Origin of the sequence: Brevibacillus laterosporus, assembly GCF_030489605.1 — a bacterium.
Taxonomy (GTDB): domain Bacteria; phylum Bacillota; class Bacilli; order Brevibacillales; family Brevibacillaceae; genus Brevibacillus_B; species Brevibacillus_B laterosporus_E.
This window is the reverse complement of sequence record NZ_JAUKFY010000008.1, coordinates 15986-38056: the sequence shown is the minus strand read 5'-3', so window position 1 is coordinate 38056 and position 22071 is coordinate 15986. Positions and strand designations below refer to the sequence as shown.

21 protein-coding genes and 1 other RNA gene are annotated in these 22071 nt (G+C 41.3%); 3 read left to right on the top strand and 19 right to left on the bottom strand.

The annotated features are described in order from the left end of the window. Nucleotides 1-116 precede the first annotated feature (116 nt). The 11 genes from QZ995_RS10795 to QZ995_RS10745 all read right to left on the bottom strand — a co-directional run bounded on the left by QZ995_RS10795 (nt 117) and on the right by QZ995_RS10745 (nt 12221). Nucleotides 117-1043: an iron-hydroxamate ABC transporter substrate-binding protein gene (locus QZ995_RS10795; RefSeq protein ID WP_301806570.1), complete on the bottom strand. Its 927-nt coding sequence runs from the start codon at nt 1041-1043 to the stop codon at nt 117-119. A gap of 22 nt (nt 1044-1065) precedes the next feature. Then, on the bottom strand, nt 1066-2082 hold the full coding sequence (locus QZ995_RS10790) for a FecCD family ABC transporter permease (RefSeq protein ID WP_301806569.1): 1017 nt from the start codon (nt 2080-2082) through the stop codon (nt 1066-1068). Further along, nucleotides 2083-3057, bottom strand: a complete 975-nt coding sequence (locus QZ995_RS10785; protein ID WP_301806823.1) for a FecCD family ABC transporter permease — start codon at nt 3055-3057, stop codon at nt 2083-2085. Nucleotides 3058-3550: 493 nt separating this feature from the next. Beyond that, nucleotides 3551-4018: a hypothetical protein gene (locus QZ995_RS10780; protein ID WP_301806568.1), complete on the bottom strand. Its 468-nt coding sequence runs from the start codon at nt 4016-4018 to the stop codon at nt 3551-3553. Nucleotides 4019-4044: 26 nt separating this feature from the next. Beyond that, nucleotides 4045-5025: an ABC transporter ATP-binding protein gene (locus QZ995_RS10775; protein WP_301806567.1), complete on the bottom strand. Its 981-nt coding sequence runs from the start codon at nt 5023-5025 to the stop codon at nt 4045-4047. Next, nucleotides 5000-6010 carry an ABC transporter ATP-binding protein gene (locus QZ995_RS10770; protein WP_301806566.1) on the bottom strand — a complete coding sequence of 337 codons (1011 nt, stop codon included), beginning with the start codon at nt 6008-6010 and terminating at the stop codon, nt 5000-5002. The genes QZ995_RS10775 and QZ995_RS10770 overlap by 26 nt, the downstream gene beginning before the upstream one ends. A 43-nt stretch (nt 6011-6053) precedes the next feature. Beyond that, nucleotides 6054-6899 carry an ABC transporter permease gene (locus QZ995_RS10765; protein WP_301806564.1) on the bottom strand — a complete coding sequence of 282 codons (846 nt, stop codon included), beginning with the start codon at nt 6897-6899 and terminating at the stop codon, nt 6054-6056. Between the two features lie 4 nt (nt 6900-6903). Then, nucleotides 6904-7854 carry an ABC transporter permease gene (locus QZ995_RS10760; protein ID WP_301806563.1) on the bottom strand — a complete coding sequence of 317 codons (951 nt, stop codon included), beginning with the start codon at nt 7852-7854 and terminating at the stop codon, nt 6904-6906. Nucleotides 7855-7950: 96 nt separating this feature from the next. Continuing rightward, nucleotides 7951-9549, bottom strand: a complete 1599-nt coding sequence (locus tag QZ995_RS10755) for an ABC transporter substrate-binding protein (protein ID WP_301806561.1) — start codon at nt 9547-9549, stop codon at nt 7951-7953. A 223-nt stretch (nt 9550-9772) separates the two neighbouring features. Continuing rightward, nucleotides 9773-11509 carry a sensor histidine kinase gene (locus QZ995_RS10750; RefSeq protein ID WP_301806558.1) on the bottom strand — a complete coding sequence of 579 codons (1737 nt, stop codon included), beginning with the start codon at nt 11507-11509 and terminating at the stop codon, nt 9773-9775. Further along, nucleotides 11502-12221 carry a response regulator transcription factor gene (locus QZ995_RS10745; RefSeq protein ID WP_301806555.1) on the bottom strand — a complete coding sequence of 240 codons (720 nt, stop codon included), beginning with the start codon at nt 12219-12221 and terminating at the stop codon, nt 11502-11504. Before QZ995_RS10745 ends, QZ995_RS10750 begins: the two co-directional genes overlap by 8 nt. A gap of 141 nt (nt 12222-12362) precedes the next feature. Here QZ995_RS10745 and QZ995_RS10740 point away from each other — a divergent pair, with 141 nt between their 5' ends. Then, nucleotides 12363-13574 (top strand): DUF418 domain-containing protein, encoded by a 1212-nt coding sequence (locus tag QZ995_RS10740; protein ID WP_301806552.1) that lies wholly within the window; start codon nt 12363-12365, stop codon nt 13572-13574. A 295-nt stretch (nt 13575-13869) separates the two neighbouring features. Continuing rightward, nucleotides 13870-14046, top strand: coding sequence for a hypothetical protein (locus QZ995_RS10735; RefSeq protein WP_301806550.1), 177 nt, complete (start codon nt 13870-13872; stop codon nt 14044-14046). Nucleotides 14047-14227: 181 nt separating this feature from the next. On the opposite strand, the gene QZ995_RS10730 is transcribed toward QZ995_RS10735, so the two are convergent. The 3 genes from QZ995_RS10730 to QZ995_RS10720 form a co-directional block, all read right to left on the bottom strand. After that, complete coding sequence (locus QZ995_RS10730; RefSeq protein WP_301806546.1) at nt 14228-14428, bottom strand: YwbE family protein; 201 nt, start codon at nt 14426-14428, stop codon at nt 14228-14230. Between the two features lie 44 nt (nt 14429-14472). Continuing rightward, nucleotides 14473-15786 (bottom strand): hypothetical protein, encoded by a 1314-nt coding sequence (locus QZ995_RS10725; protein ID WP_301806544.1) that lies wholly within the window; start codon nt 15784-15786, stop codon nt 14473-14475. A 290-nt stretch (nt 15787-16076) separates the two neighbouring features. Then, nucleotides 16077-16688 (bottom strand): hypothetical protein, encoded by a 612-nt coding sequence (locus QZ995_RS10720; RefSeq protein ID WP_301806542.1) that lies wholly within the window; start codon nt 16686-16688, stop codon nt 16077-16079. A gap of 590 nt (nt 16689-17278) precedes the next feature. Between QZ995_RS10720 and QZ995_RS10715 the strand changes: the two genes are divergently transcribed. After that, a complete protein-coding gene (locus QZ995_RS10715) occupies nt 17279-18139 on the top strand; it encodes a PhzF family phenazine biosynthesis protein (RefSeq protein ID WP_366919696.1) in 861 nt (286 codons plus the stop codon). Nucleotides 18140-18342: 203 nt separating this feature from the next. Here the strand turns inward: QZ995_RS10715 and QZ995_RS10710 are convergent, their stop codons facing one another. From QZ995_RS10710 to smpB, 5 genes are all read right to left on the bottom strand, one after another. Next, on the bottom strand, nt 18343-18993 hold the full coding sequence (locus QZ995_RS10710; RefSeq protein ID WP_301806537.1) for a FusB/FusC family EF-G-binding protein: 651 nt from the start codon (nt 18991-18993) through the stop codon (nt 18343-18345). A gap of 180 nt (nt 18994-19173) precedes the next feature. Then, entirely contained in the window at nt 19174-19446 is a 273-nt protein-coding gene (locus QZ995_RS10705; protein WP_003341159.1) for a CD3324 family protein, read from the bottom strand. A gap of 306 nt (nt 19447-19752) precedes the next feature. Beyond that, nucleotides 19753-20796, bottom strand: a complete 1044-nt coding sequence (locus QZ995_RS10700; RefSeq protein ID WP_301806534.1) for a hypothetical protein — start codon at nt 20794-20796, stop codon at nt 19753-19755. Nucleotides 20797-20992: 196 nt separating this feature from the next. Further along, nucleotides 20993-21347: a transfer-messenger RNA gene (gene ssrA, locus QZ995_RS10695) on the bottom strand. 190 nt (nt 21348-21537) lie between these two features. After that, nucleotides 21538-22011, bottom strand: coding sequence for an SsrA-binding protein SmpB (gene smpB / locus QZ995_RS10690; protein WP_301806531.1), 474 nt, complete (start codon nt 22009-22011; stop codon nt 21538-21540). Nucleotides 22012-22071 lie beyond the last annotated feature (60 nt).

Sequence of the window (22071 nt, the reverse complement as noted above, 5' to 3'; positions counted from 1 at the left end):
TTCTTTTGTTGTATATAACCTTCTCCACCACTTATTTCCACACGAATATTTCCATTCCTCTTTTTCAATAAGCAAAAAGCCATGCGCAAAGAACCGCATGACTTTTTGGTTGTCGTCTATTTACTAAAGATTTTTTCAGCATGATCCAATGCCATTTTTGCCCCAAGTGCTGAATAATCAAGCCATGGTTGTTCTGGAATCATGTAAACGTGATTTGCTTTCACAGCCTTTAAATCTTTCCAGATCGGATTGCTTTGTAATTGCTCAAACATCTTGTGGGCCCCACCTCTATTGTTCACAATAACAAAGATGGCATCTGCATCAAAATCAGGGAGTACCTCCTGTGAAATCACTTCAAAAGCTTTCTTTTTATTGAGCTTCTCTACACCCTTCGCAGGCTTCAAGCCTAAATCGTCGTATAAAAGGGGCCCCATTGGTCTTCTTGTGCTAAATACGCGCAGCTCTTTCCCCGTTACACGTATTCCCATCACGGTTCCATCACCGATTTTGCTCTGTACAAGCTTTTTCACACGCTCTGCCTGTGCTTCGTAATCCTTAATAAAGGCTTCCGCTTGCTGCTCTCGGTTTACAAGCTTCCCTACTTTTTTCAATGTATCTCGCCATGTGCCATCATCTAGGTTAAATGAATGTGTTTCCGCAATTTTTTCATATTTAGATAAATCTTTTCCGGCATATTGTTGATCTGCATAAATTACATCTGGTTTTAATGCTAACAGAGCTTCCATATCAGGGTCTGCTACTACCCCTAATGGTTTCGTATCCTTCAGACGATCAGCTACGTGAGGCAAGAAGGATTTTAAATCGCCACCAATCACGGAACCAACTGGCGTAATGCCCAATGCAAGCAGGTTATTTGTCAAATGGATGGACATGGAGGCAATTCGGGGCTCTTTCTTATCTGCCGATTGCTCGACTGTTTGCCCTTTTGCCGACTCTGTATTTGACTGTGGTGTGCTTTGACCACACGCAGACAATGCAAAAATAGTAAGGATGCACATAAGAATCAGTAATTTCTCTTTCATTTTTTCTCCTTTTGAAAATCATTTATTTTGTTTTACCTAATACATATAAAAAATAGGGGGCACCTACAGCGGCGACTACTACGCCTGCGGGAATCGCATTTGGTTGAAAAATAGCACGGCCAACCGTATCTGCAATCACTAGGATGACCAAGCCAACAAGACCCGCTATTGGCAGCAAATGCTGATACAACGGCCCAACAAGTCGACGCGCTAGATGAGGAGCGACTAACCCAATAAAACCTATTCCTCCCACCATCGAAACGCTGGCGCATGATAAGGCTACCGCGGTTGTCAGCAATAAGAAGCGTTTACGGTTTACGGCAGTTCCAATCCCCATGGCCACTTCATCCCCGAGCGAGAAAGCATTCAGTGCTTTTGATTGGGTGAATGCATATGGTGTAAAGATCAGAACCCATGGCAGAAGGGCCGTTACATTGATCCAATCGCGCCCCCATACGTTACCAACCAGCCATCTAGATGTGAAAGCATATATCGTTTCATCTAAAGCAAGTGACAGAAACAGCGTAATTGCACTGAAGCCTGCTGTAATGGCAATGCCAACCAGGATGAGGCGAATAGGCAGCAACCCTTTATGTCGATCATAAGCAAGGAGCATGATCAGTATCGCAGTCACTACTCCGCCTAAAAAGGTAAACAGCGGGATCAATAAAGCTTGGGATCCTTTTAATGATTCAAAAAAACTAACAAAGATCATCAAGCCAAAAGCAGCACCTGCATGCAGACCCAAAATCCCCGGATCTGCCAATGAATTACGGGATACCCCTTGCAGTATAGCTCCCGAAACCCCTAAACCCACTCCAGCAAGCATCGTGACAACAATACGCGGCAGACGGTATTCAAATAAAACCATCATATCCTCTTGACTGCCATTGCCTATAAAGGCTTGTAAAACAGTTAACGGAGCAAGTCGGATAGAGCCTGTATTAAGACTGATAAGAATGGCAACGAAGCTAATAAGCAGTAGAATGCCCCCGACTGTCCCTGCCCGCCTGTCTCTTTTGAAAATTAGTTGTTCCATTTATAAGCTCCTCCCTTCTTTGCGGGCAAGTAAAAGAAAGAAAGGAACACCGACAAATGCAACCATTACGCCTATCGCTAACTCTCTAGGCGGATTGATTGTCCTTGCCCCCAAGTCAGCTAACACCAGCAGAATTGCCCCTAATAAAGCTGACATTGGAATAATAAATCGATAAGTAACTCCTACTAGCTTTCGGGAAATATGCGGAATGACTAATCCGGTAAATCCAATGGAACCAACAGCAGACACAGACACACCAGCAAGCAATACAGCAAGCGCCATTACAAGTAACCGAATCCGCTTTGTATGAGCGCCTAAATTATCTGCCACCTCGTCGCCCAATGAAAGTAACGAAACAGAACGCCCCAATAGAAAAGCAAACAAAATGGCAATCAGGATAACCGGCACCAGTATTTTAAGATGAGACCATCTCACTCCAGAAACACCGCCGGCATACCAAAAGGCCAAATCTTGACTCAAATCATAATAAATAGCGATTCCTGAGCTGAGTGAATGTAAAAAAGCTGCAACAACCGCTCCTGCGATCGTTAGACGCAATGGTGTCAACCCTCCAGTTGCCCTCGATCCTAATAAAAAGATAAGTAAGGTACTAAGCACAGCTCCTAGAAATGACAGAACCATCAAGCTTGAGTAGGACAAATTTGGAAAGAATGCAAAACTGAGCGCTACAACAAACGTAGCACCTGCATTAATCCCCAAAATCCCTGCATCAGCCAGCGGATTACGTGTAACTCCTTGCATCAACGCCCCTGCAACTGCGAACGCTGCTCCGACAACAGCAGCCCCAATCACACGCGGTAACCGCATTTCGTGAATAATTTGATGTGTTGTCAGCTCCGAATGATAGGAAGTAATAGCCGTCCATACCGTTTCCAGTGTCAAATCCTTTGCTCCAAATGAGATGGCTATAAACATAGAAACAAGTAAACCGCCAAGCACCAAGAGAAAAAGCATCGAGATGAGTGAGAGACCCCATCTTGCTGTAGTTTTTTTTATCACAAGCTTATTCAACAGCATTCCTTCTCCTCAAACCCATTCTTGTTTGAATTTTTATGTATAACAAGCACAGTCTTTGAAAATGATAATTATTTTCAGTTGTGATTATAGCTTGGTTACTTAAGAAAAATCAAGAAAAATTGGTAACCACAATTGTTTTTATATTTTTGTGAAAGTTGTTCCCTCATATTATCTATCAGATCGAAATCAACCTCTAACGTCAATAAAAAAACAGCACCTGTTGGCGCTGAGTTTATAATAAAAGAAGGCTGTTACCTTTGAGACCTTCTCTAGCATTTGGTTATTGCATTTGCTAAGGGTAGCGTAAAGTAAAACGCGATACGCCAGTATGACAAAAAAGAAAATGATACGATCGCGGTGCTTAAACTAAAAAAAGCCACCCTGACAGGTGACTTTCCACTGATAAATGACAGTTATAATGCTCCTATGCTTACGAACGAACCAATTTGATTTGGATGACTTTTAGCTCTGAGTTTTGATCTTGCTTTGGATCTTGCTTTGGATCTTGCTTTTGCTCTACGACTGTCCAATTCTTAGAGAGCACAGACTGTAGCCAGATGACTTCCGCTTCTTTCAGCTTGATTTCCGCTAGATAGTCTCCCTTGTTTTGATAATCACGGTCAGCTACTTGGTTTAGTCTTACAGAGATCAGATATTTAATTCCATTGATTGTATTAAATTTAATCTGATATCCTTCTCTGACTGCTTGTTCGAGCTCGCACCAGTTTTGTCTGGAAAAATCGAGCAGCTGAGAAAAGTCGAAGTCATCGCTACATTGCAAAAAATCGCTGATATCTTCCTTTTTTAAAGCATCCAATAATTCTTCATCTGTCACACCCTTTGCTCGAAGGACTTCAATCATCAGTGCTTCATTTTGCGAAAGCTTTACTAGAGACATTGTGGAATACCCTCTCAATTTTTGACTTATTCATTAAATAAATGACAGGCAACCTGGTGACCCGCGCTAATTGATACTAGCTTTGGCTGCTCTTCTGCACAGCGTGACGATGCATAAGGACATCTCGATTGGAACTTACAGCCGCGAATGGTTGACAACGGACTCGGAATGCCCCCTTTCATCATGATACGCTTTTGATCGCGCAGCTTCGGATCAGCTACCGGTATAGAGGAAAGCAGTGCTTGTGTATAAGGATGTGCCGGATGCTCATATAGCTCGCCGCTTTCAGCTACTTCTACCAATTGACCTAAGTACATCACTCCAATGCGGTCCGAAATATGACGTACCATCGAAAGATCATGGGCGATGAACAGATAGGTCAACCCCAATTCATTTTGCAAATCCTCCAGCATATTGACCACTTGTGCTTGAACAGATACATCCAGCGCGGAGATTGGTTCATCGCACATAATGAATTCCGGCTTCACAGCAAGAGATCGGGCGATGCTGACCCTCTGTCTCTGTCCGCCGCTAAATTCATGCGGATAACGCTCCAAATGTTCTTTCTTTAAACCTACACGCTCCAAGAGAGCCGAAATGATATCCTTTCGCTCATTTGCCCCGAGAGATTCATGGATATTCATAGGTTCACTGATCAGCTCAAAGACAGTCATCCCCGGATTTAAGGAAGAATACGGGTCCTGAAAAATCGTTTGCATTCGTTTGCGGAATGGCTTGAGCTGTTGTTCGTTCATTTTCGCTACATCATGTCCATCAAACAGTATTTTCCCGTCAGTTACATCGAACAGCCTAACGATACTGCGTCCTGTTGTAGATTTACCACAGCCAGACTCTCCAACCAGACCAAATGTTTCTCCCTTATAAATCTGAAAGCTGACATCGTCCACAGCCTTCACATATGTCTTTCCCCCACCAAAAAAGCCTTTATTGATTGGATAATATTTTTTGAGATGCTCTACATCAACTAAAATGTCTTTGGTTTTCATATCTGTTCCCCCCGGTCTCTTCTCCCAGCCAGCATTTCATCCGTTGATCGGAACCCATCTCATAAGAAGGCGGAATCTGACTCAGACATTTATCCATCATATGCGGGCAACGCTCGGCAAATGGACAGCCATCCGTAGGGTTTAATAAGCTAGGCGGAGTTCCCTCGATGGGAATTAGTCTTTCTTTATCCCCCGTATGATGTTTAGGCAGAGAACGCAGAAGTCCCTGTGTATAGGGATGCTGCGGGCGATAAAAGATATCCTCAACCTTCCCCTCCTCCATCACCATACCGCTGTACATGACAATTACTCTTGTACATACTTGGGCAACTACACCCAAATCATGCGTGATCAGCATAACTGCTGTATCTGATTGGTTAGCTAGCTCCTTTATCAAATCAAGAATCTGCGCCTGAATCGTTACATCTAATGCGGTAGTAGGCTCATCTGCGATCAATAGCTCCGGTTCACATGAAAGCGCCATTGCAATCATCACTCTCTGCCTCATTCCGCCGCTGAATTCATGGGGGTATTGGTTGAAACGTTCTTCAGCAGAGGGTATGCCTACCTGTTTTAATAATTCGATTGCCTTTTGTTTCGCTACAGACTTACTCACCTTTTGATGTCTTACGATTACTTCCGTTAGCTGTCGCCCGATTTTATATACAGGATTCAGCGAAGTCATGGGGTCTTGAAAGATCATAGCAATCTGATTCCCGCGAATGGCTTTATGCTCCTTTTCTGTGGCTAAAAGCAGATCCCTTCCATTGAAATTGATCTCTCCACCGACAATTTTCCCCGGGTGTGCAATCAGAGAGAGAATGGATTTGGCGGTTACGCTTTTTCCGCTTCCCGACTCGCCTACAATCCCAATTATTTCACCTTTTTGTACGGAAAAACTGACTCCTCTAACAGCCTGCACCTCTCCAGCGCGTGTGAAAAAGGACGTTCTTAAATTCTTCACATCCAATAAAACTTCCGTCATATGACTCACTCCAAGCTGATCATCTTCATTCGTTATTCTATGTCTATTCGTCATTGGCTTTTGGTTCAAAGGCTACTCGCAAAACATCCCCTAGGACATTAAAGCTCATTACCGTAAGCAGAATAAACAAGCCGGGAAATAGAGCTAGATGCGGTGCTTCCCCTATAAAGCCTTGCGCGTTGTTTAGCATGCTCCCCCAGGATGAATTAGGCTGTTGAATACCTAATCCCAGAAAGCTCAGCGCCGACTCCATCAAGATGGCAGAGGCAATATTGATGGTCGCCGTCACAATGATAGTAGAAGAGATACTTGGAATGATGTGATAGCAGATAATTTTAAATGAGCTTTGTCCCGACACTTTGGCGTACAATACATATTCCCGTTCCTTGACAGACAGTGTCTCTGCTCGGACAAGTCTAGCTACATTCATCCAAGTCAAAAGTCCAATAATAATAATCACGGTTTGAATACTGGGCTTTAAATACACACTTAGAATCAGCATTAATAAAAAGGATGGAATTGACATTAAAATCTCTACGGTGCGCATAATGATGCTATCGACCATGCCTCCAAAATAGCCGCTAATCGCTCCAATTGTTGTACCAAGTCCGGTAGCGATAATCATAGCAGCAAATCCCACCAGTAAAGAGACTCTCCCGCCATGCAGAGCCCGAGAAAAATAATCCCTACCGTAATCATCAGTGCCAAAAAAATGCGTTTGGCTCATCGCCTGAAGCCTATCCTGGATAACGATCTGATTAGGATCATACGGAGCTAGAAAAGCAAATATGGAGCCAAGTGCAAAAACAAACAGAATGATAACCGAGATCAGACCCAGCTTATTGGTTAACAATTCCATTTTTACGTTATTCCATCTTCTTCTATTCATCTTGCTACCTCCATGCCCTGATTCGAGGATCAACTACGCTGTATAGGATATCTGCCAGTAAATTGCCGATGATGAGCAAGACGGACGTAAACATGGTAATAGCCATAATGATTGGGTAATCAAATCCAAAGGCAGCCTTGATACTAAGTGAGCCAATTCCTGGCCAAGAAAATACCGTTTCAGTAATAATCGCTCCAGCAATCAAATCAGGTAATGACATCCCCAAAAGGGTAATAATCGGTAAAAGTACATTTTTTAGCACATGGCGAAAAAGAATCTGCCATCGGGTAGAACCGTACGCGTATTGGATTTGAACATAATCCTCTTTTAGTTGTCCAATCGTATTGGAACGAATATATCTCATATAAACAGACAATTGCCCGAAGCTAAGAACCAAACAGGGAAGAATCCCGTGCTTGATAACATCCCAGGCGGAGTTTACTCCGATCGTTCTTATTCCCATGCTAGGAAGAAGATGCAGTTTAATCGCAAAAAAGTAAATCAGAAGCATAGCAAACCAAAAAGCTGGAATGGAAATCCCTACATATGAAAACATATTTAAAAAACTGTCGATCCACTTATTTCGATTTGCCCCCGCCAGTAATCCCAATGGAATAGCCAACAGAACAGAGAGAAGGATAGAAGCTCCCATTAACCCTGCCGTTGCCGGTAACCGTTCGATTACCTGTGTCAGCACAGGCCGATGATTGATCAGCGAATAGCCAAAATCACCCATAAACACATTTTTCAGCCACATAAAATACTGAACATACCCAGGTTGATCTAATCCCATGTTATGCCGAATCCGTTCGATATCCTCAAGACTCATTTTGGGAGTAATGAAGGCTTGCAGGGGATCACCAGGAGCCAGCTTTATCAAAGCAAAGCAAACAATAGAAATAAAAAATAACATCGGAATGGATTGAAGAATCCGTTTTGCTATAAATGAAAACACATGAATGTCCTCCTACAACAGCTTCTGGGAATGAAAATAAGCTGATTCGAATCAGCTTATTTTCTCCCTTGTTTCCTATAAATGCTCTAACTGTTATTATTGCTCGTAAATTTTCGACAAATCCTCAAACATGGTAACCGGCTTCGTAACCGCCTCTTGCAAACCACCAAATTTTTTGTCCACCGCTATAATGGATTTAGGGTATGCAATGGGATAGATCGGCACATCATCTGCTACTGTTTGCTGGATTTTTTTATACAGCTCAGCACGTTTTGCTGTATCAACCTCTACAGCAGCTTTGGACCATAGCTGATCAAACTCTTTGTTATTGTAGTGCGAATAGTTAAAAGGCTCTGTACTAACAAATAAAGATTTATAAGCATCCGGCTCATAGCCCATAATGTAGCCGCCAAAGGACAAGTCATAATCTTTGTTTTTCATATCCTGAGATTTGTTTGAAAATGCTGCTGGATCTAATGGCTGCAGTTCAATTTCAATTCCGACATCTTTCAAATTCTGCTGAAGATAAAGTGCTTGGCTGGTTTGCGGTTTATTGTTATTCACATAGGCCAATCTAAGCTTCAAATGATTGACTCCTGCCTTTTGTAGCAATTCCTTAGCTTTCTGCACGTTGTAATCATACGCAGGCAACTCCTTTGTATAGTAAAGCGCATCAGGAGTAAGCAGGGAATAAGCAGGTTCAGCATAATCAAGAGACGAGTACGCTGCATGAACTAATTCATTCTTATCAATAGCATAGGCAATCGCTTGGCGAACCTCTTTTTTCTGTAATACATCAATATTGAGATTAAAAGCCATGTACACCAATCGACCTTCATTATATTTAATTAAGTTAAACATCTGCATGTCATTCATCTTGTTATAGTCCTGCGGGTCGATAAACTTCATTTGAATTTCGCCATTTTGCATTGCTAAATTCGCAGCGTTACTATCCTTGGTAATGCGATACGTTATCGTGTCTAAATAGGATTTTCCTGCAAAGTAGTTATCAAAACGTTCTAAGGTTACATATTCTCCAGGCTTATATTCCTTGAATTTGAACGGACCAGAACCGACTGGGCTGAAGTTTTTTTCACTCTTTTCAATATCCTCTACATTTTCAAAAATATGCTTCGGAATGGGGGAAACCTGAACCAAAGCTCCTTCAAAGGCTGCACTGACCTGAGGAAGTACAAAGTCTACTGTTGTATCGTCAACTTTTTTCGCCTGAATCGGCTTTCCATCTAAGACAAACAAGCTTCGTTGCGGGCTGTGTTGCTTTTCATCCAAAATACTAGCAAGCGTAAAGACTACATCATCAGCAGTCAGCTTTTTCCCATCATGCCAAGTCAAGTTATCTCGCAGTTTTAGCGTATAGGTTAAAAAATCCTTGGATTGCGTCAGGCTCTCAGCCAGTACAAATGCTTTCTTCCCTTCATTGATTGTAAATAAAGGTGCAAACAAGGATTGATTAATCGTTAAGGTCACGCGATCCCCGGCATAGTTCGGGTTAAGTGCGCTAGGATCATCGCCAACTGCGATTACCAAGCTTCCCCCACTTTTGGGTGTGCCGCTCCCGGCTACAGGTTGACTTTGGTTTCCTCCCTGCTGAGGTGCTGTACCTTCACTAGCACAGCCGCTAAGAAATAAAAGGATACTCATCATAATAGAAATCATTCCAAAGCGCTTCTTCATGTCGACTCCTCCGATTTTGATCTTCATTTCGGGAATAACGTTAAGTTGTTTTCTAGTATAGCACCTTAACGAAAAAAGGCAAGTAACCCGATCGGAATTAACACATAAAATAAAATAAAGCAGCCACTACAGGATGACTGCCTGTTAATGCCTGCTTTAAATCTGGATGATTCGGCTTTGAACAAGATGCGCTCCTCAAGCTATGAGAAGCTCACTACTGATGTTATTCACAAGGAAACGATAAGGTGATCGCAGTTCCCCTGCCTACTACCGTTTCTACCTCGACTGTACCGCGATGCCCCTCTGCAATGGCCTTTGCAATACTCATTCCCAGACCGGAGCCCTCTGCCTTCTCCTCCGTATGAGTGCCACGGTAATAACGTTCAAATAGCTTTTCTTTCGTTTCCTCATCCATTCCTAATCCTTCATCTTTTACAATTAATATTGCTCTGTCCTCCTGGCGCTTCGTTATCACTGTAACCATCGTCCCCGGAGGAGTATGCTTCACTGCATTGATAATCAGGTTATCCAGCATGCGCGTGAACCACTTCGGATTAGCCATTATGTACAGTGGCTCAGGATTGCTTTCGTAGATAAATGAGGTTTCCTCTATGGTTACGTCATTGATATGCTGCAAGATAATCCTTCTTACAAATTCATTTAGCTCTACCCGTTCTACTGAAAAGGATACCGCATTGTTCTTTATTTGAAAGGAAAGGGAAAAATCCTCTACTAAGATACGCATATAATCCGCCTTTTCTCGAATCATATGCCCCACTTGCTGTAATTCCGTTGCTGTCCAATCAAGCTGTTTGCTTTCCAGCATATGTCCATAGCCCTGAATCGTTGTCAGAGGTGTTCGCAGGTCGTGAGTAATTCCGGTCATCCACTCTTCCCTAGTTTTCTCCAAACGTTTTTTCTCCCGCTCCGATTCCGTTAGCTTTTCAGCCATCTGATAAAACGCCTCAATGACCTCCTGATAAAGTCGATATCGCATGCGCAGCTTTCCATTTTTACGATACGCATTTCTCCTGTCCTTCTTGGTCAATACCTCGTCGTAGCGCCCTTGTCCCATTCGCTCCAGCCAGCCAATAAATAACAGCAACGGCTGACCATAACGATAGCCATGCCAAATAGAAAATAGAATGGCCAGAGCAAAAAGTCCCCCGCATAATTTGACGAGAGTATAAATGGTTTCATGTAAAAGCGGTTGCTTCTGATACTCTCCGTCTTTTTTCGTAATATGTAGAACCCACGTATTAAGAGATGCAGGGTCATAATACACATCAATTTTCGTCGGATAAGAACCTGGCTCCATCTGCATCTTCACTAAATCAATAGGAAGATACCGCTGTTTTTCTGTTTGTTTGCCAATTTCTTGAATAACATTTCCTTGTGGATCGACAACATGTAGGTAACCGTCTATACCATTCACTTCTTTTTCTATCTGTGCCATAGAAGAAATGGCCACTATTCCTTGCTGAGCATAGCGGGCAAACCATTTTGCCACCAATTCTTTGTTTGGTTCACTATTCCCTAGTAAAAACAAATACGGTGAATCAAATGTGTTATAAATTTTTGAGTATACAGTATATGAATTCCAATGACTGGTTTGATGAATCCCCCACAGCTCATCGATTCGATAGCTGTTTGGCAAGTCTTCTGGAACATTGACTGAATGAATAACGCGCCCATCTTCACTAACGATTTGTAGCCACATGCCCTTTTCACGTATCTGCTTTATTAACAAGTCATTTAATTGGACTTTGTCTTTTTCAATTATGGTATCAGACACCATGATGTCCAGTGCACCTGCGGGAAAATTCCGCTTAATCTCGTTTTGACTGATTTCTTGTACAAGTACAATTAATCCTACAGTGATGAGCAGAAGTGTCCCGATTGCAAGTAAAAAGAACTGATACATAAAGTGTACAGCTAGCCTTCGTTTTAACCTACTCACGTCTGTTCTCCTTGACAAGTTTGTACCCCAGCCCTCGAACGGTTACCAGATATTTTGGATCGCTGGGATTCACTTCAATTTTTTCACGAATTCTACGAATATGAACCATGACAGTGTTATCATCTGCTAGACCATCTAATCCCCATACCGCTTCATACAATTGACCTTTCGAAAATATCCGGTTGGGATGTTTACACAAATAGAGCAGCAACAGAAAAACCTGTGCTGGACAAGAGACCCGCTGTCCTTCCACGATAAGCTCCCCTGCCGTTTCGTTTACGATAAACCTGCCAAAATCGTAGCTATATGTTGTAATCTCTGGCTCTGAGATTGGAATGGATAAATTACCTCGTCTCAGGCGAGCCTTAATTCTCGCGGCGATTTCCAATGGATTAAATGGTTTTGTTACATAATCATCTCCGCCTGTAGCAAATCCCGTCAAAATGTCCAAATCCGAGGTTCTTGCCGTAACAAACAAGATATGGGCATGGGACATCTGCCTGATTTTTGGACAAATATCAAACCCGCTTTGGTCAGGCAGCATGACATCAAGCACAATGAACTCTGGTTTCTGCTCCTGAACCATTTGCAAGGCTTCCTTTGCTGTTGCAGCGTGAAATATTTGATTAAAGCCTTCATTTCTCAATACTTTTTCCAGCATCATAACAATTGCTCTTTCATCATCAACAAGTAATATCTTGGCGTTCTCCACAATTCTCCACCTCGTTGTTATCCTATCACAGTAACCTTAACAAGACCTTAACGTTAGGGAGGAGATTTTATCCCGGCATAAGGCTGTGTTTACTTTTACATAAAAGAGCTGTCTTATAGTAGTGACTGAGGTGAATATGAAATGGAGCTAAACAGACAAAGAATAACAGTCATAGACGGAATCCGCGGCGTAAGCCTTCTAGGTATTCTGATGGCTAACATGTTGATTTTTCAATATGGATTGTGGGGAAAGGATCAGCTGCATCTGTTCTCCCCTTCCTTATTGGATAACGTTACTTACTCCTTTCTGAAACTAATGGTGGAAGGAAGCTTCATGCCAATCTTTACATTTTTGTTTGGATTTAGCATGGTGAAACTGAAGGAAAGCCTAGAGAGGCGTGATTGCAAATACAAAAGGCATTTCATACGTAGATTTTTGTTCCTGATCTTGATTGGAGTGCTTCACTCTACATATCTGTGGGAAGGCGATATCTTATTTTTTTATGGAATGAGCGGACTAGCATTACTCCTATTTGTCAATCGCACTAAAAAAACACTGCTTATCTGGGGAAGTATCCTGCTTCTGCTACCAGCTCTACTGGTAATTAGCAGTGGTGAAAACATAACAGATGAAAATGCAAAAATGTTCCCTTCTGATAAGCTGGAGCAGTATGTCAAACAGACCCAGATTATTAACTCTTCAGGTACATACACCGAGATTAAGGAGTATCGCAATGCCTCCCATGATTTAGGTATATCTGATGAAGAGATCGTTTCGATCATGCTGATAGCGCCTGTCCTGACTACACCAATGTTCTTATTTGGCATGTATGCTGCAAAGGCTGGGTGGTTTGTCAATTCCGATGAAAAACGTTCTTTCTATTTAAAGAGGGCTCTCTTCTTTCTGCCCGCAGGTTTGCTTCTGAAGAGCTTACCTAGTGTATGTAACGGCAGTTGGTCAGGAATCGGAGACTTACTTGGGCCTAGCGCTCTATCCTTTGGCTATATTTTTTTAATCGCCATTCTTTTATCTATCTTGAGTCATACTCGATGGTTTATCTACTTCGAGTGTGTCGGCAAGCTATCGATAACAAATTATGTAATGCAAACAGTAATCTGCACAACCATTTTTTACGGCTATGGGTTAGGACTATTCGGTAAAATCGGGATACTTTCTGGTATTTTTCTGTCCCTTCTCGTCTTTTCATTACAAGTGGTAGCCAGCTTCTGGTATCTGAGGTTTTTTAACAGCGGTCCAATCGAAAGACTACTGCGTATGTGGACATATTTCTCTTGGTCGGGGAGACCTTCATCCCGAATAGCCAGCACGATTTCAATGAAAAAAACAAGTTAGTCTGTTGATATACGTTTGCCTTCAAACATTCATATTTTTTAAATAGAGAGTGATCGTTTTCCAGTCAACTGTCTGGATAAGCAATCGCTCTTATTTCGTTTTACGACATCATGTAACAACACCTTCTATATTGAATCTGTCAAAGAGAGAAATGCACCTTAACGCTAATTCCTTCCCTTTCTATTATTTTTGGTAGGCAAGCACCTATTTTCTAAACCTTTATAGCAAATGATAAATGACCTAAATAATATGTAGGAAATATTTCCTTCAAAACTATTGAAAGCTGGGGTTAATAATGCCTGTAACAAGAAGACCGTCCGGTCGAATAGACATCTTTGCTCATGGTGGAGACCAAGCTCTTTGGCATATTTGGCAGGTTGCTCCAAACAACGGTTGGAGTGGCTGGAGTAATAGGGCTTCTCTCGGCGGTTGGATTGATCAGATAGCTGTAGAATCCAGTTTCCGTCGATAAGATACCCGCAGCAAATTTATTCGCTCCTTATAGCAGGGATAAAAGAAAAAATGGAGATTGAACGCAGCTTGTCTGTTCAACCTCCATTTTTGTTCGTTTGGTAAAAAAGGGATTTTATAGTCTACATACAGTCTTCTCTCACAGCTACATTACATTATAGAGATTAACCTCAAACGTAAGCCTACTCCCCATCGATAATCTCTTGTACTCTACCTACCATTCCGTTTGTCAATCTTACTTTTATGCCATGTGGATGCGTGCTGGAATTCGTCAGAATATCTTTCACAATTCCTCTTGTACGCTTTCCTGTTCGCTGATCTTGTTTTAAAACAATCTCCACTTCCAGTCCAGCTACGATTTCACTTCGCTTTTTCCCATTCATATTTGCACCGCCTGTACCATGCTATATCATTCTTATCTATTAGATTACCAACGCAAGACTTCATCTAGGCCCTTCCAAGTGATAAAACGTTCGCATTCACGCAGTGTCCCCGTTCCAATCCCGTATTCGTCCATCTCCTTCGTCTGCAAATCTAGAAGATGAAGCATGCCCCCATAGGTACCTACTGCCAATAGACTCTCGTCCTTGGAGACCGCTATGCCAGAAATCGTACTGCCGACAAAATGACGCCATAGCTCCTGGCCTTCTGGATTGATATAGCACACGTAGCCGTATGCATTGCCAAGCACAGTGCCCCCTGATAGGGCCACAGCAGTATAAACCCTAGACTCTTCATCCATGATTGGCCACTCTTCTGCTGATTTCGCCTGACCACTATCCATCTCTTTCAATGGAACGCGAAACGTTATTCCATTATAAAAGTGACATGAGTTAAACCAAACGCTCTGATTGTCTTTAGAGAATAAGCAGTAATGCGGGTAACTAGACTCCGGATAGAACGAATGGCTCTCCCCTGTTTTTCGATCTATAAGCAAATGGTCACTGCATTGGCTGCCAAAGGCAATCCAACGTTCATCATGGGAAACAGAAGCATGGGGCATATCAATGTGAGTATCCTCCAGCTCATCTTCTAAGCACTCTGACACGCTGGGATGCAGGAGAGTTACTTGATCTTTTTCTACGAAATAAATCCCGTACCCACTAGCCAGCAGCAAGCTTTTTCCGTCTGAAAATGGAATTACCTCCTCTAGTATTTTCTCAGGATGTTCACAATCTGCAAGCGTATTCAAATCAGGAATTGTTGATTTAATCTGTGACAATATATCTTCCCAACGAAAAACTGCTATTTCTTCTCCCTGTAAATGTCGATCCGGATGACGAATCAGACGGATATCCTGCTGACTAACCAAAGCGTATACAGAACCATCCCTAGAGCAGCCAATATAGCTTAACTCTGAACATTGCTCTACTCCCTCTTCACTCGCTATGAAAACACTACTATTCTCCCAAGTTGCTCCTGTGGTGAAGACGAGTGTTTTATCATCCAGAAATGAAATAGACCTTACAGCCTGCATCTCTTTTTCAAACCTTGCAGCCAACGGCCATGTCGCAGGTGGAAGCTCTTGACGGAGCTGTTGCCATTCACCCTTCTTGTTAGCGGCCTTTATCATTTCGAAAACTTCTTCCGCCAATTGAGACCTTTGATCATCTGAAGGATACGCAGGCTCCTGCTTTCCTTCCATCTCTCTTATTTCGCGGATGAAACGGTTTACATCTGAAGCATACCGTTTTCCTTCCTCACGCCATGCCCCTGCTACTTCTTTGTTTAACCAGTCCATGTCTTTTCCTCCTGGATGCTTTCGTTAAAAGAAACTGAATTCACTTGTATGCTGATATGATAAAACTCCTGTTCTTAGATATTACATGAAATGTTCGCTCCTCCTAATACATTTTATCAAGTGTTAAGGGATCGCCCCTTATTGATACATGAAACTCTCCATTTATTCTATAAAAGCATCAGCTCATGATAATATTGGAGTGCTTTGGCTGTCAGCAAAATATCCGGCTCCTCTCCCCGCCTTCTCACTACCTCCATTACATTTTCATCGGATATTTGTCTTTGTGTTTTCTAATCCTCGAACTTTTTCTGTAGTTTTTTGAGTATTTTTACGATAGCGTCCCGATTCTTCGCCTCTTTCATATAAACAGGAAGGGAATGAGAGGCGGTTCGCATAGGACCATTTGCTGGTTTTTCACGCAAGGTGGCTGACGTATAGGATATCAGATAGCTCAAATGCTCTCGATTTACAGCCCACACCGGTTTCCCGCGAAAATAATCCAAATAGTATAGCTCCAAATGAAAAATAGGATCCCTCCCATCTCGAATATCCTGATATCGCCAACGATAATCTGCCACTCTATGCATTGGCACTTGATTGGTCGTTTGACAATGAGGGCAAGCTATATTCAATTGTTTTTGGGTCAGTTGCTTTTCATCCTTTACTTCCAGATTGAAGTATCTTTCACAATGCTGGCATACCCCTCTAGCCGAGTATTTATAGGCTTCCATTTGCGTTTCGGTATGATAACACGCTCCGCATCTTAGAACATATTCATTAGATTCTATTGAAATATATGCGTTTTCCGAACATTTCGGGCAATGTACGACTACCTTGCCCCCATAATGAGTTACCATATTAAAGCAATATTTATGACCATACTCGTCTGTAAATCGTTCCAAGATAGGACCCTCCTAACTGTTTACATAAAATGATTAATCCTTCTCTTCCACACTTATTGCGTTATTGACCTATCATATGTATCGTCAAAATGGCAAATATCTCTTGAATGAACCGCATAATCTGAGTCCAACACTTTTTTGAATCAGATGATGGAATGCCTGGACTTATTTTTAAACTCCAACACCGCTTACTATAAACAGTCCTCTAGTATTTGTCTTTGCTTGATTAATCGCTTTCTATTAACTCTGCCCAGCATTTCTTGTTAGATACAGTGCTATCTGGCTCAATTTGTAAGCTGCTTCTATGTGTAGGCTCGTTCAAAAAGGCGGTTCACACATCAATTCGAAATGTACTTTGACTATTTTTTTATGGGATAAAACGGTTGACAAGCATAAACAGGATGATATTGTTTGACTACCTGCACGATAAATGTTGTCTTTCAGAATATGGCTTTACTTGGCTAATCGGATAAAACAACATTATATTTTAAAAAATCGTACAATAGATAAAATGGAAGATATATGAAACCCCTTATCAAACCTGATAGTCAAATAACAACACCACAAGAAATGTGATTATCTTGGAAGTAATGGTTTATACCCTACATGCGTTTTCAACTGACTCAAACGGTGGGAATCCAGCCGGCGTGGTGTTAGAGGCCGATCTGTTAAAACAGCAGGACATGCAAACTATTGCTCATATAATAGGGTTCTCCGAAACAGCGTTTATTCAGGCATCCACCATTGCGGATTTTAAAATTCAATATTTTACCCCTAATGCTGAAGTTGATTTATGCGGTCATGCCACAATCGCAGCTTTTTATGTAATGGCCTATCAGCAAAAAATCAGTCATGGAACATATACATTAGAGTGTAAAGCGGGCTTGCTACAGGTAACTGTAGAGGGGGATCATCATATTTTTCTTTCGCAGGCACTCCCCACCTTTTATGATCAACCAGATAGAGAGGATATTATCCAATCTCTGAATATCTCAGTGGAAGAGTTAGACCAACGACTCCCGATCGAGATTGTTTCCACAGGATTAAAAGATATCCTTGTTCCTATAAAAAAACTAGAGATTCTCCATAGCATTACACCTGATTTTAACCAGATTGCACAACTAAGCAAAACATATCAGGTTATTGGCTTTCATTTATTCACATTGGATACAAAAAACGAAATGATTGCTGCTTGCCGGAACTTTGCCCCCTTGTATGATATACCGGAAGAAAGTGCGACAGGGACATCCTGCGGGGCACTAGCATGCTATTTGTACAAGCATAAATTCATTTCTGATCAGGCCATTCACCGCTTAGCTTTTTCTCAGGGTCATAGCATGAATCAGCCTTCCACTCTTATTTCAAGACTCTCTATTAATCAAGGGAAAATCAAACAAATTGAGGTTGGCGGGACTGCATCAAATATTCAACGAAGGTCCGTCGTCATATAAATATTATTCTGGAGGCCTCGTGTATTTGTACAAGAAAAGACACCTGAATCATGAGGTGTCTTTTGATTTGCGATATTATAGAGAACGATAGTTATTCTCTTAGAAATGTCTATTGTTCAGCCATTGATTAAGCTGTGACTCATCAGGTTACGAAAGGTTCAGTGAGGTGAGTATTATATGGGTTGATACCAACTAGAACTGATTTAACCTATTACATCCTCAATAAATCTCTCTAACGCAGTAACATCCGTAATCCTGCTGTTACACTCATGACTATTGATACATATATAATGACCAACCGCTTTGTAATAATCGGAGGATACATGAGCAGCTCTTGATTTAGAAATCGCTGAGAATAAAGCAACATCCGTATATCCATGGCATAATGCACATATGTTTTTCTTGTTTACAAGGGAATATCTCCCTTCGATCCCGACTGCTTTCCCCTTCAAATGATAAACAATGAATAGTTTATTGCTAGAAATGTTAATCCAGCCAAGATAGGTTACCTTGTGGTAGTCAATTGTTACTAAATCAGGAACCTTAAGCTTTTTATTTTTGGGGAATAGTTTTCGGATCTGCTTTTCAGTCACCTGTGGAAATTCAAGTAAATAGGGTGTTAATGAACGGAGATAATCCTGAAAATCTTCCGCTTTTATGGAAGAGATTTTCCCCAACAATTGTTTTTGAATATCCGTAACGGCAGGAAACACGTCTATTACTTTTGCTTCTGAGCCGTACCTCACCGCTTCCATTACTTTAGGATCGGCAACAGTTAAGGTAGCGTTTCGCAGAATATCTATTTGCTTTTTAATAAAGTTATATTGATGATTTTGAATAAATGGCTCCACCATATCGTTCCCTCCAAATCCATAAACCTAGTCTTTTCAAAAGGCTCAAGCTTTCTTCCCTTCTTCACTCTTTCACTATAAAAAATTGGCTTGTGCTTTGATATGCAGTCTTTGATTCAGAAATGAACTCGACATACAAAAAGCACTTATAATCTTGGGAATAGTTTATAAGTGCAGCAATCTTCACGCCTGTTTACTGGAATATACAATTTTTTTAATCGTCTCTACCGAAAGAAAATGGTCATCAGCTAATTGATGAATCGTTTTTCCATTTTTAAATGCAAGCCTAATGGCAGTATTTCTATCATCAATGAGCTTTCTTCCGCCAGAACGCGAGCCCCATTTTTGGTGCGTCGTTTTTGGTTTGGGAATATATATGGTTTCACCTTGAATATATTTTTGAATTTCAACAAGCAGCTTTTCGGGTAAAATAGCTGTTGCACTCACATATTTCATTTCTGACTGCCCCCTATTCATTAAATCAATGAAAATAAGGTGCAAAGCCAAAAATTAGAAATGATCTATGCTAAATTGGGCGATTTTCTATTGAATGTCCACCCCATGCAAAGTATCGCCTCCAATACTTGGCTTTGCATGAGATGCTGCGGTTTCTGGCAAACTACGCTTAATTGCCACTGCTTATCACCTCCTGGGATTTTCATCAGATATTTTTCATTTGTTGTATATTTTCAATCATATATGATGTGGTTTGTCAGGGGAAGTGAGTAGTCGGTTGATTGGTACAGATACCAGATATTCAGTCTAAGCAAAGTCTTCGCTTAGGAATACATTATAATGATTATATCGAGTTTCTAACGTATACCTATCATTCATGTTGTTCTGTAATTTGGAAATATGCTCATACAGCCAATCTTCATGTACATCCCTATTTTTGTATTCCTGTATACTAGTCTCATTAAAAATTTTATCTTTCTCATCGCTGCTCGCCTTGTATTTTATCAAGCATTGTGCATCATTTGGAATGTCGCCTAATAAATAGCTTATGCCTTCTGCTGTTATGTCTATTTCACTTAAAGTCTGATTGTAATTAACCTGCTCCACTAATTTTCCATTTAGAATCTTTTGATTGCCTTTTACCTGTTCAATAAAATCCTTCGTGTTAAAAATCATGATTGTTTCCAAATGGTCATAGTAAGGGTTGCTTGCTTTTGTCTCTCTCCACATGTTTTGTTTTTCATACGCATAAATTCTACCTGTCTTCATATAGAAGTAGCAATGCTGATCAGCATAGAAAGCTTGCAGGCTATCAAGTCGAAGTAAACTATCATTATGACCTATATCTGAGGTTATTTTATAAACAGATGATTCAATCGAATCAATTAAGAAAACATCACTATAGTAAGGTTTCCCATACTCTACCCCTGAATTTGAGATGAAAAAAATAGCGTACTGATCATCTAGGGCATATATTTCAGATAAATGAGCTTCAACGTCATTCAGGCTATTGGTTTCCATCCATTTATTGCGATATTCGTCAGCTGGTGTCACTGCAATTTTATTTGTACGTTTTTCATTGGTTTTTATCCTATAAAATGCGATTTCATTTTTGTTATCTTTCTGACCAAGCTCAGCTCCGTATATTACATTGCCTGTAGGTGAGATTGAGATTTTCGTTATTTGGTGAGAGATGGGATATATGGTTTTCTTTTTCCCTTTTTCGAGATTAATGGTACAGATTGATAGTTCTCCTTTTTCACAGGAATGACTGCAAGCTATGAATGATGGACTTACGATAGGCTTAAGCGGGATTATTAGAGGTATTTCGTCCCATTTTTCTTTTTGCATTATATATTCGCCTCCAATATATAAATACGGGTATGGTTTCAACTGCTTATAATATCACGATTCCATTATCATAATGTTCCGTTAATTAAAACAAAAGACTGACACTAAATTTTCAATACGATGATCATTCTTTATAAAAATGAAAATTGGGAGATTCAACAGCTTTTACCTGTCAAATCTCCCAATTTCGTTACTTTTATGGAGGCGGGGGGATTCGAACCCCCGTCCGAAAACAGCGATACATGAGCATCTCCGAGCGCAGTCACTCATTTATGTTTCGGCAGTGGATTCGCGGAGTGACGCGCTGACCCGCTACCTAGTCTGATTGATCTTCTTCCATCGGCTCCAGACGGAAGCCTCAGGCGTATCCCACTAAGAGTGAGTGCTAGTCACGCCACATGGGCGATGGAGTGGTAGCACCTAGCTGAGATTAGGCAGCTAGAGAAAGTTGTTTGTTGCCAGTTAATGGCTTTCCGCGTTGTTGACGAGGTCCGCAGCCCCCCGGCTCGCTTCTCATGCTCTACCATCCCCGTCGAATCCAAAACGCCCCCAGGATAGAAAGAGCAAAGAAAACTTATTCAGTTTTTCTTTACTACACAGCCTGATATAAAATAAAGGCTTGCAACGATGTCATTGAATCGTCCATCGTTGTACACCTATACTACCACAGTTTACGTAAAAATCTCAATGTGGGTTACTGGCAGAGTTGGAAGAACTGCCGCTTGAAGCCGTTCTTTTCCTCTAATATTTCTGACGGTCTCTCAGCGCTCTCGCAACCTCGCGTTGGGCATCCTTTTTCTTCAGGTCCTCACGCTTGTCATAATTCTTTTTCCCGCGGACAACAGCAAGCTCAAGCTTTGCCCAGCCGTTTTTTAAATAAATGCTAAGCGGAACAAGGGAATATCCCTGTTCACGAATCAAGCTGTTCAATTTCAGAATCTCCAAACGCTTCATTAACAAACGGCGATTGCGTTCAGGTTCATGATTGAATCGATTGCCTTGATCGTAAGGGCTAATGTGCACGTTATACAAGATTAGCTCTCCATTAACAATACGAGCAAAACTATCCTTCAGCTGCACTCGTCCGCCTCGAATCGACTTGATTTCCGTACCGGTCAGCTCGATACCTGCCTCCATCACTTCTTCAATGTGATAATCATGTCGGGCTTTTCTGTTTTGGGCTACAGTTTTTGTTCCTTTTTTAGAAACGGTCACGGAAATCACCTCATCTGAGCAAGAGTAGTGCCTTTAATTTTAACAAAAATAAGACAAGAA

Coding starts and splice junctions, on each gene's coding strand:
- QZ995_RS10705 (WP_003341159.1), bottom strand. CDS start 19,446: ATGAAATATGTGAGTGCAACAGCTATTTTACCCGAAAAGCTGCTTGTT.
- QZ995_RS10755 (WP_301806561.1), bottom strand. CDS start 9,549: ATGAAGAAGCGCTTTGGAATGATTTCTATTATGATGAGTATCCTTTTA.
- QZ995_RS10700 (WP_301806534.1), bottom strand. CDS start 20,796: ATGCAAAAAGAAAAATGGGACGAAATACCTCTAATAATCCCGCTTAAG.
- QZ995_RS10770 (WP_301806566.1), bottom strand. CDS start 6,010: ATGACGGAAGTTTTATTGGATGTGAAGAATTTAAGAACGTCCTTTTTC.
- QZ995_RS10775 (WP_301806567.1), bottom strand. CDS start 5,025: ATGAAAACCAAAGACATTTTAGTTGATGTAGAGCATCTCAAAAAATAT.
- QZ995_RS10795 (WP_301806570.1), bottom strand. CDS start 1,043: ATGAAAGAGAAATTACTGATTCTTATGTGCATCCTTACTATTTTTGCA.
- QZ995_RS10715 (WP_366919696.1), top strand. CDS start 17,279: ATGGTTTATACCCTACATGCGTTTTCAACTGACTCAAACGGTGGGAAT.
- QZ995_RS10710 (WP_301806537.1), bottom strand. CDS start 18,993: ATGGTGGAGCCATTTATTCAAAATCATCAATATAACTTTATTAAAAAG.
- QZ995_RS10730 (WP_301806546.1), bottom strand. CDS start 14,428: ATGAATGGGAAAAAGCGAAGTGAAATCGTAGCTGGACTGGAAGTGGAG.
- QZ995_RS10725 (WP_301806544.1), bottom strand. CDS start 15,786: ATGGACTGGTTAAACAAAGAAGTAGCAGGGGCATGGCGTGAGGAAGGA.
- QZ995_RS10780 (WP_301806568.1), bottom strand. CDS start 4,018: ATGTCTCTAGTAAAGCTTTCGCAAAATGAAGCACTGATGATTGAAGTC.
- QZ995_RS10740 (WP_301806552.1), top strand. CDS start 12,363: ATGGAGCTAAACAGACAAAGAATAACAGTCATAGACGGAATCCGCGGC.
- QZ995_RS10790 (WP_301806569.1), bottom strand. CDS start 2,082: ATGGAACAACTAATTTTCAAAAGAGACAGGCGGGCAGGGACAGTCGGG.
- QZ995_RS10765 (WP_301806564.1), bottom strand. CDS start 6,899: ATGAATAGAAGAAGATGGAATAACGTAAAAATGGAATTGTTAACCAAT.
- QZ995_RS10735 (WP_301806550.1), top strand. CDS start 13,870: ATGCCTGTAACAAGAAGACCGTCCGGTCGAATAGACATCTTTGCTCAT.
- QZ995_RS10785 (WP_301806823.1), bottom strand. CDS start 3,057: ATGCTTTTTCTCTTGGTGCTTGGCGGTTTACTTGTTTCTATGTTTATA.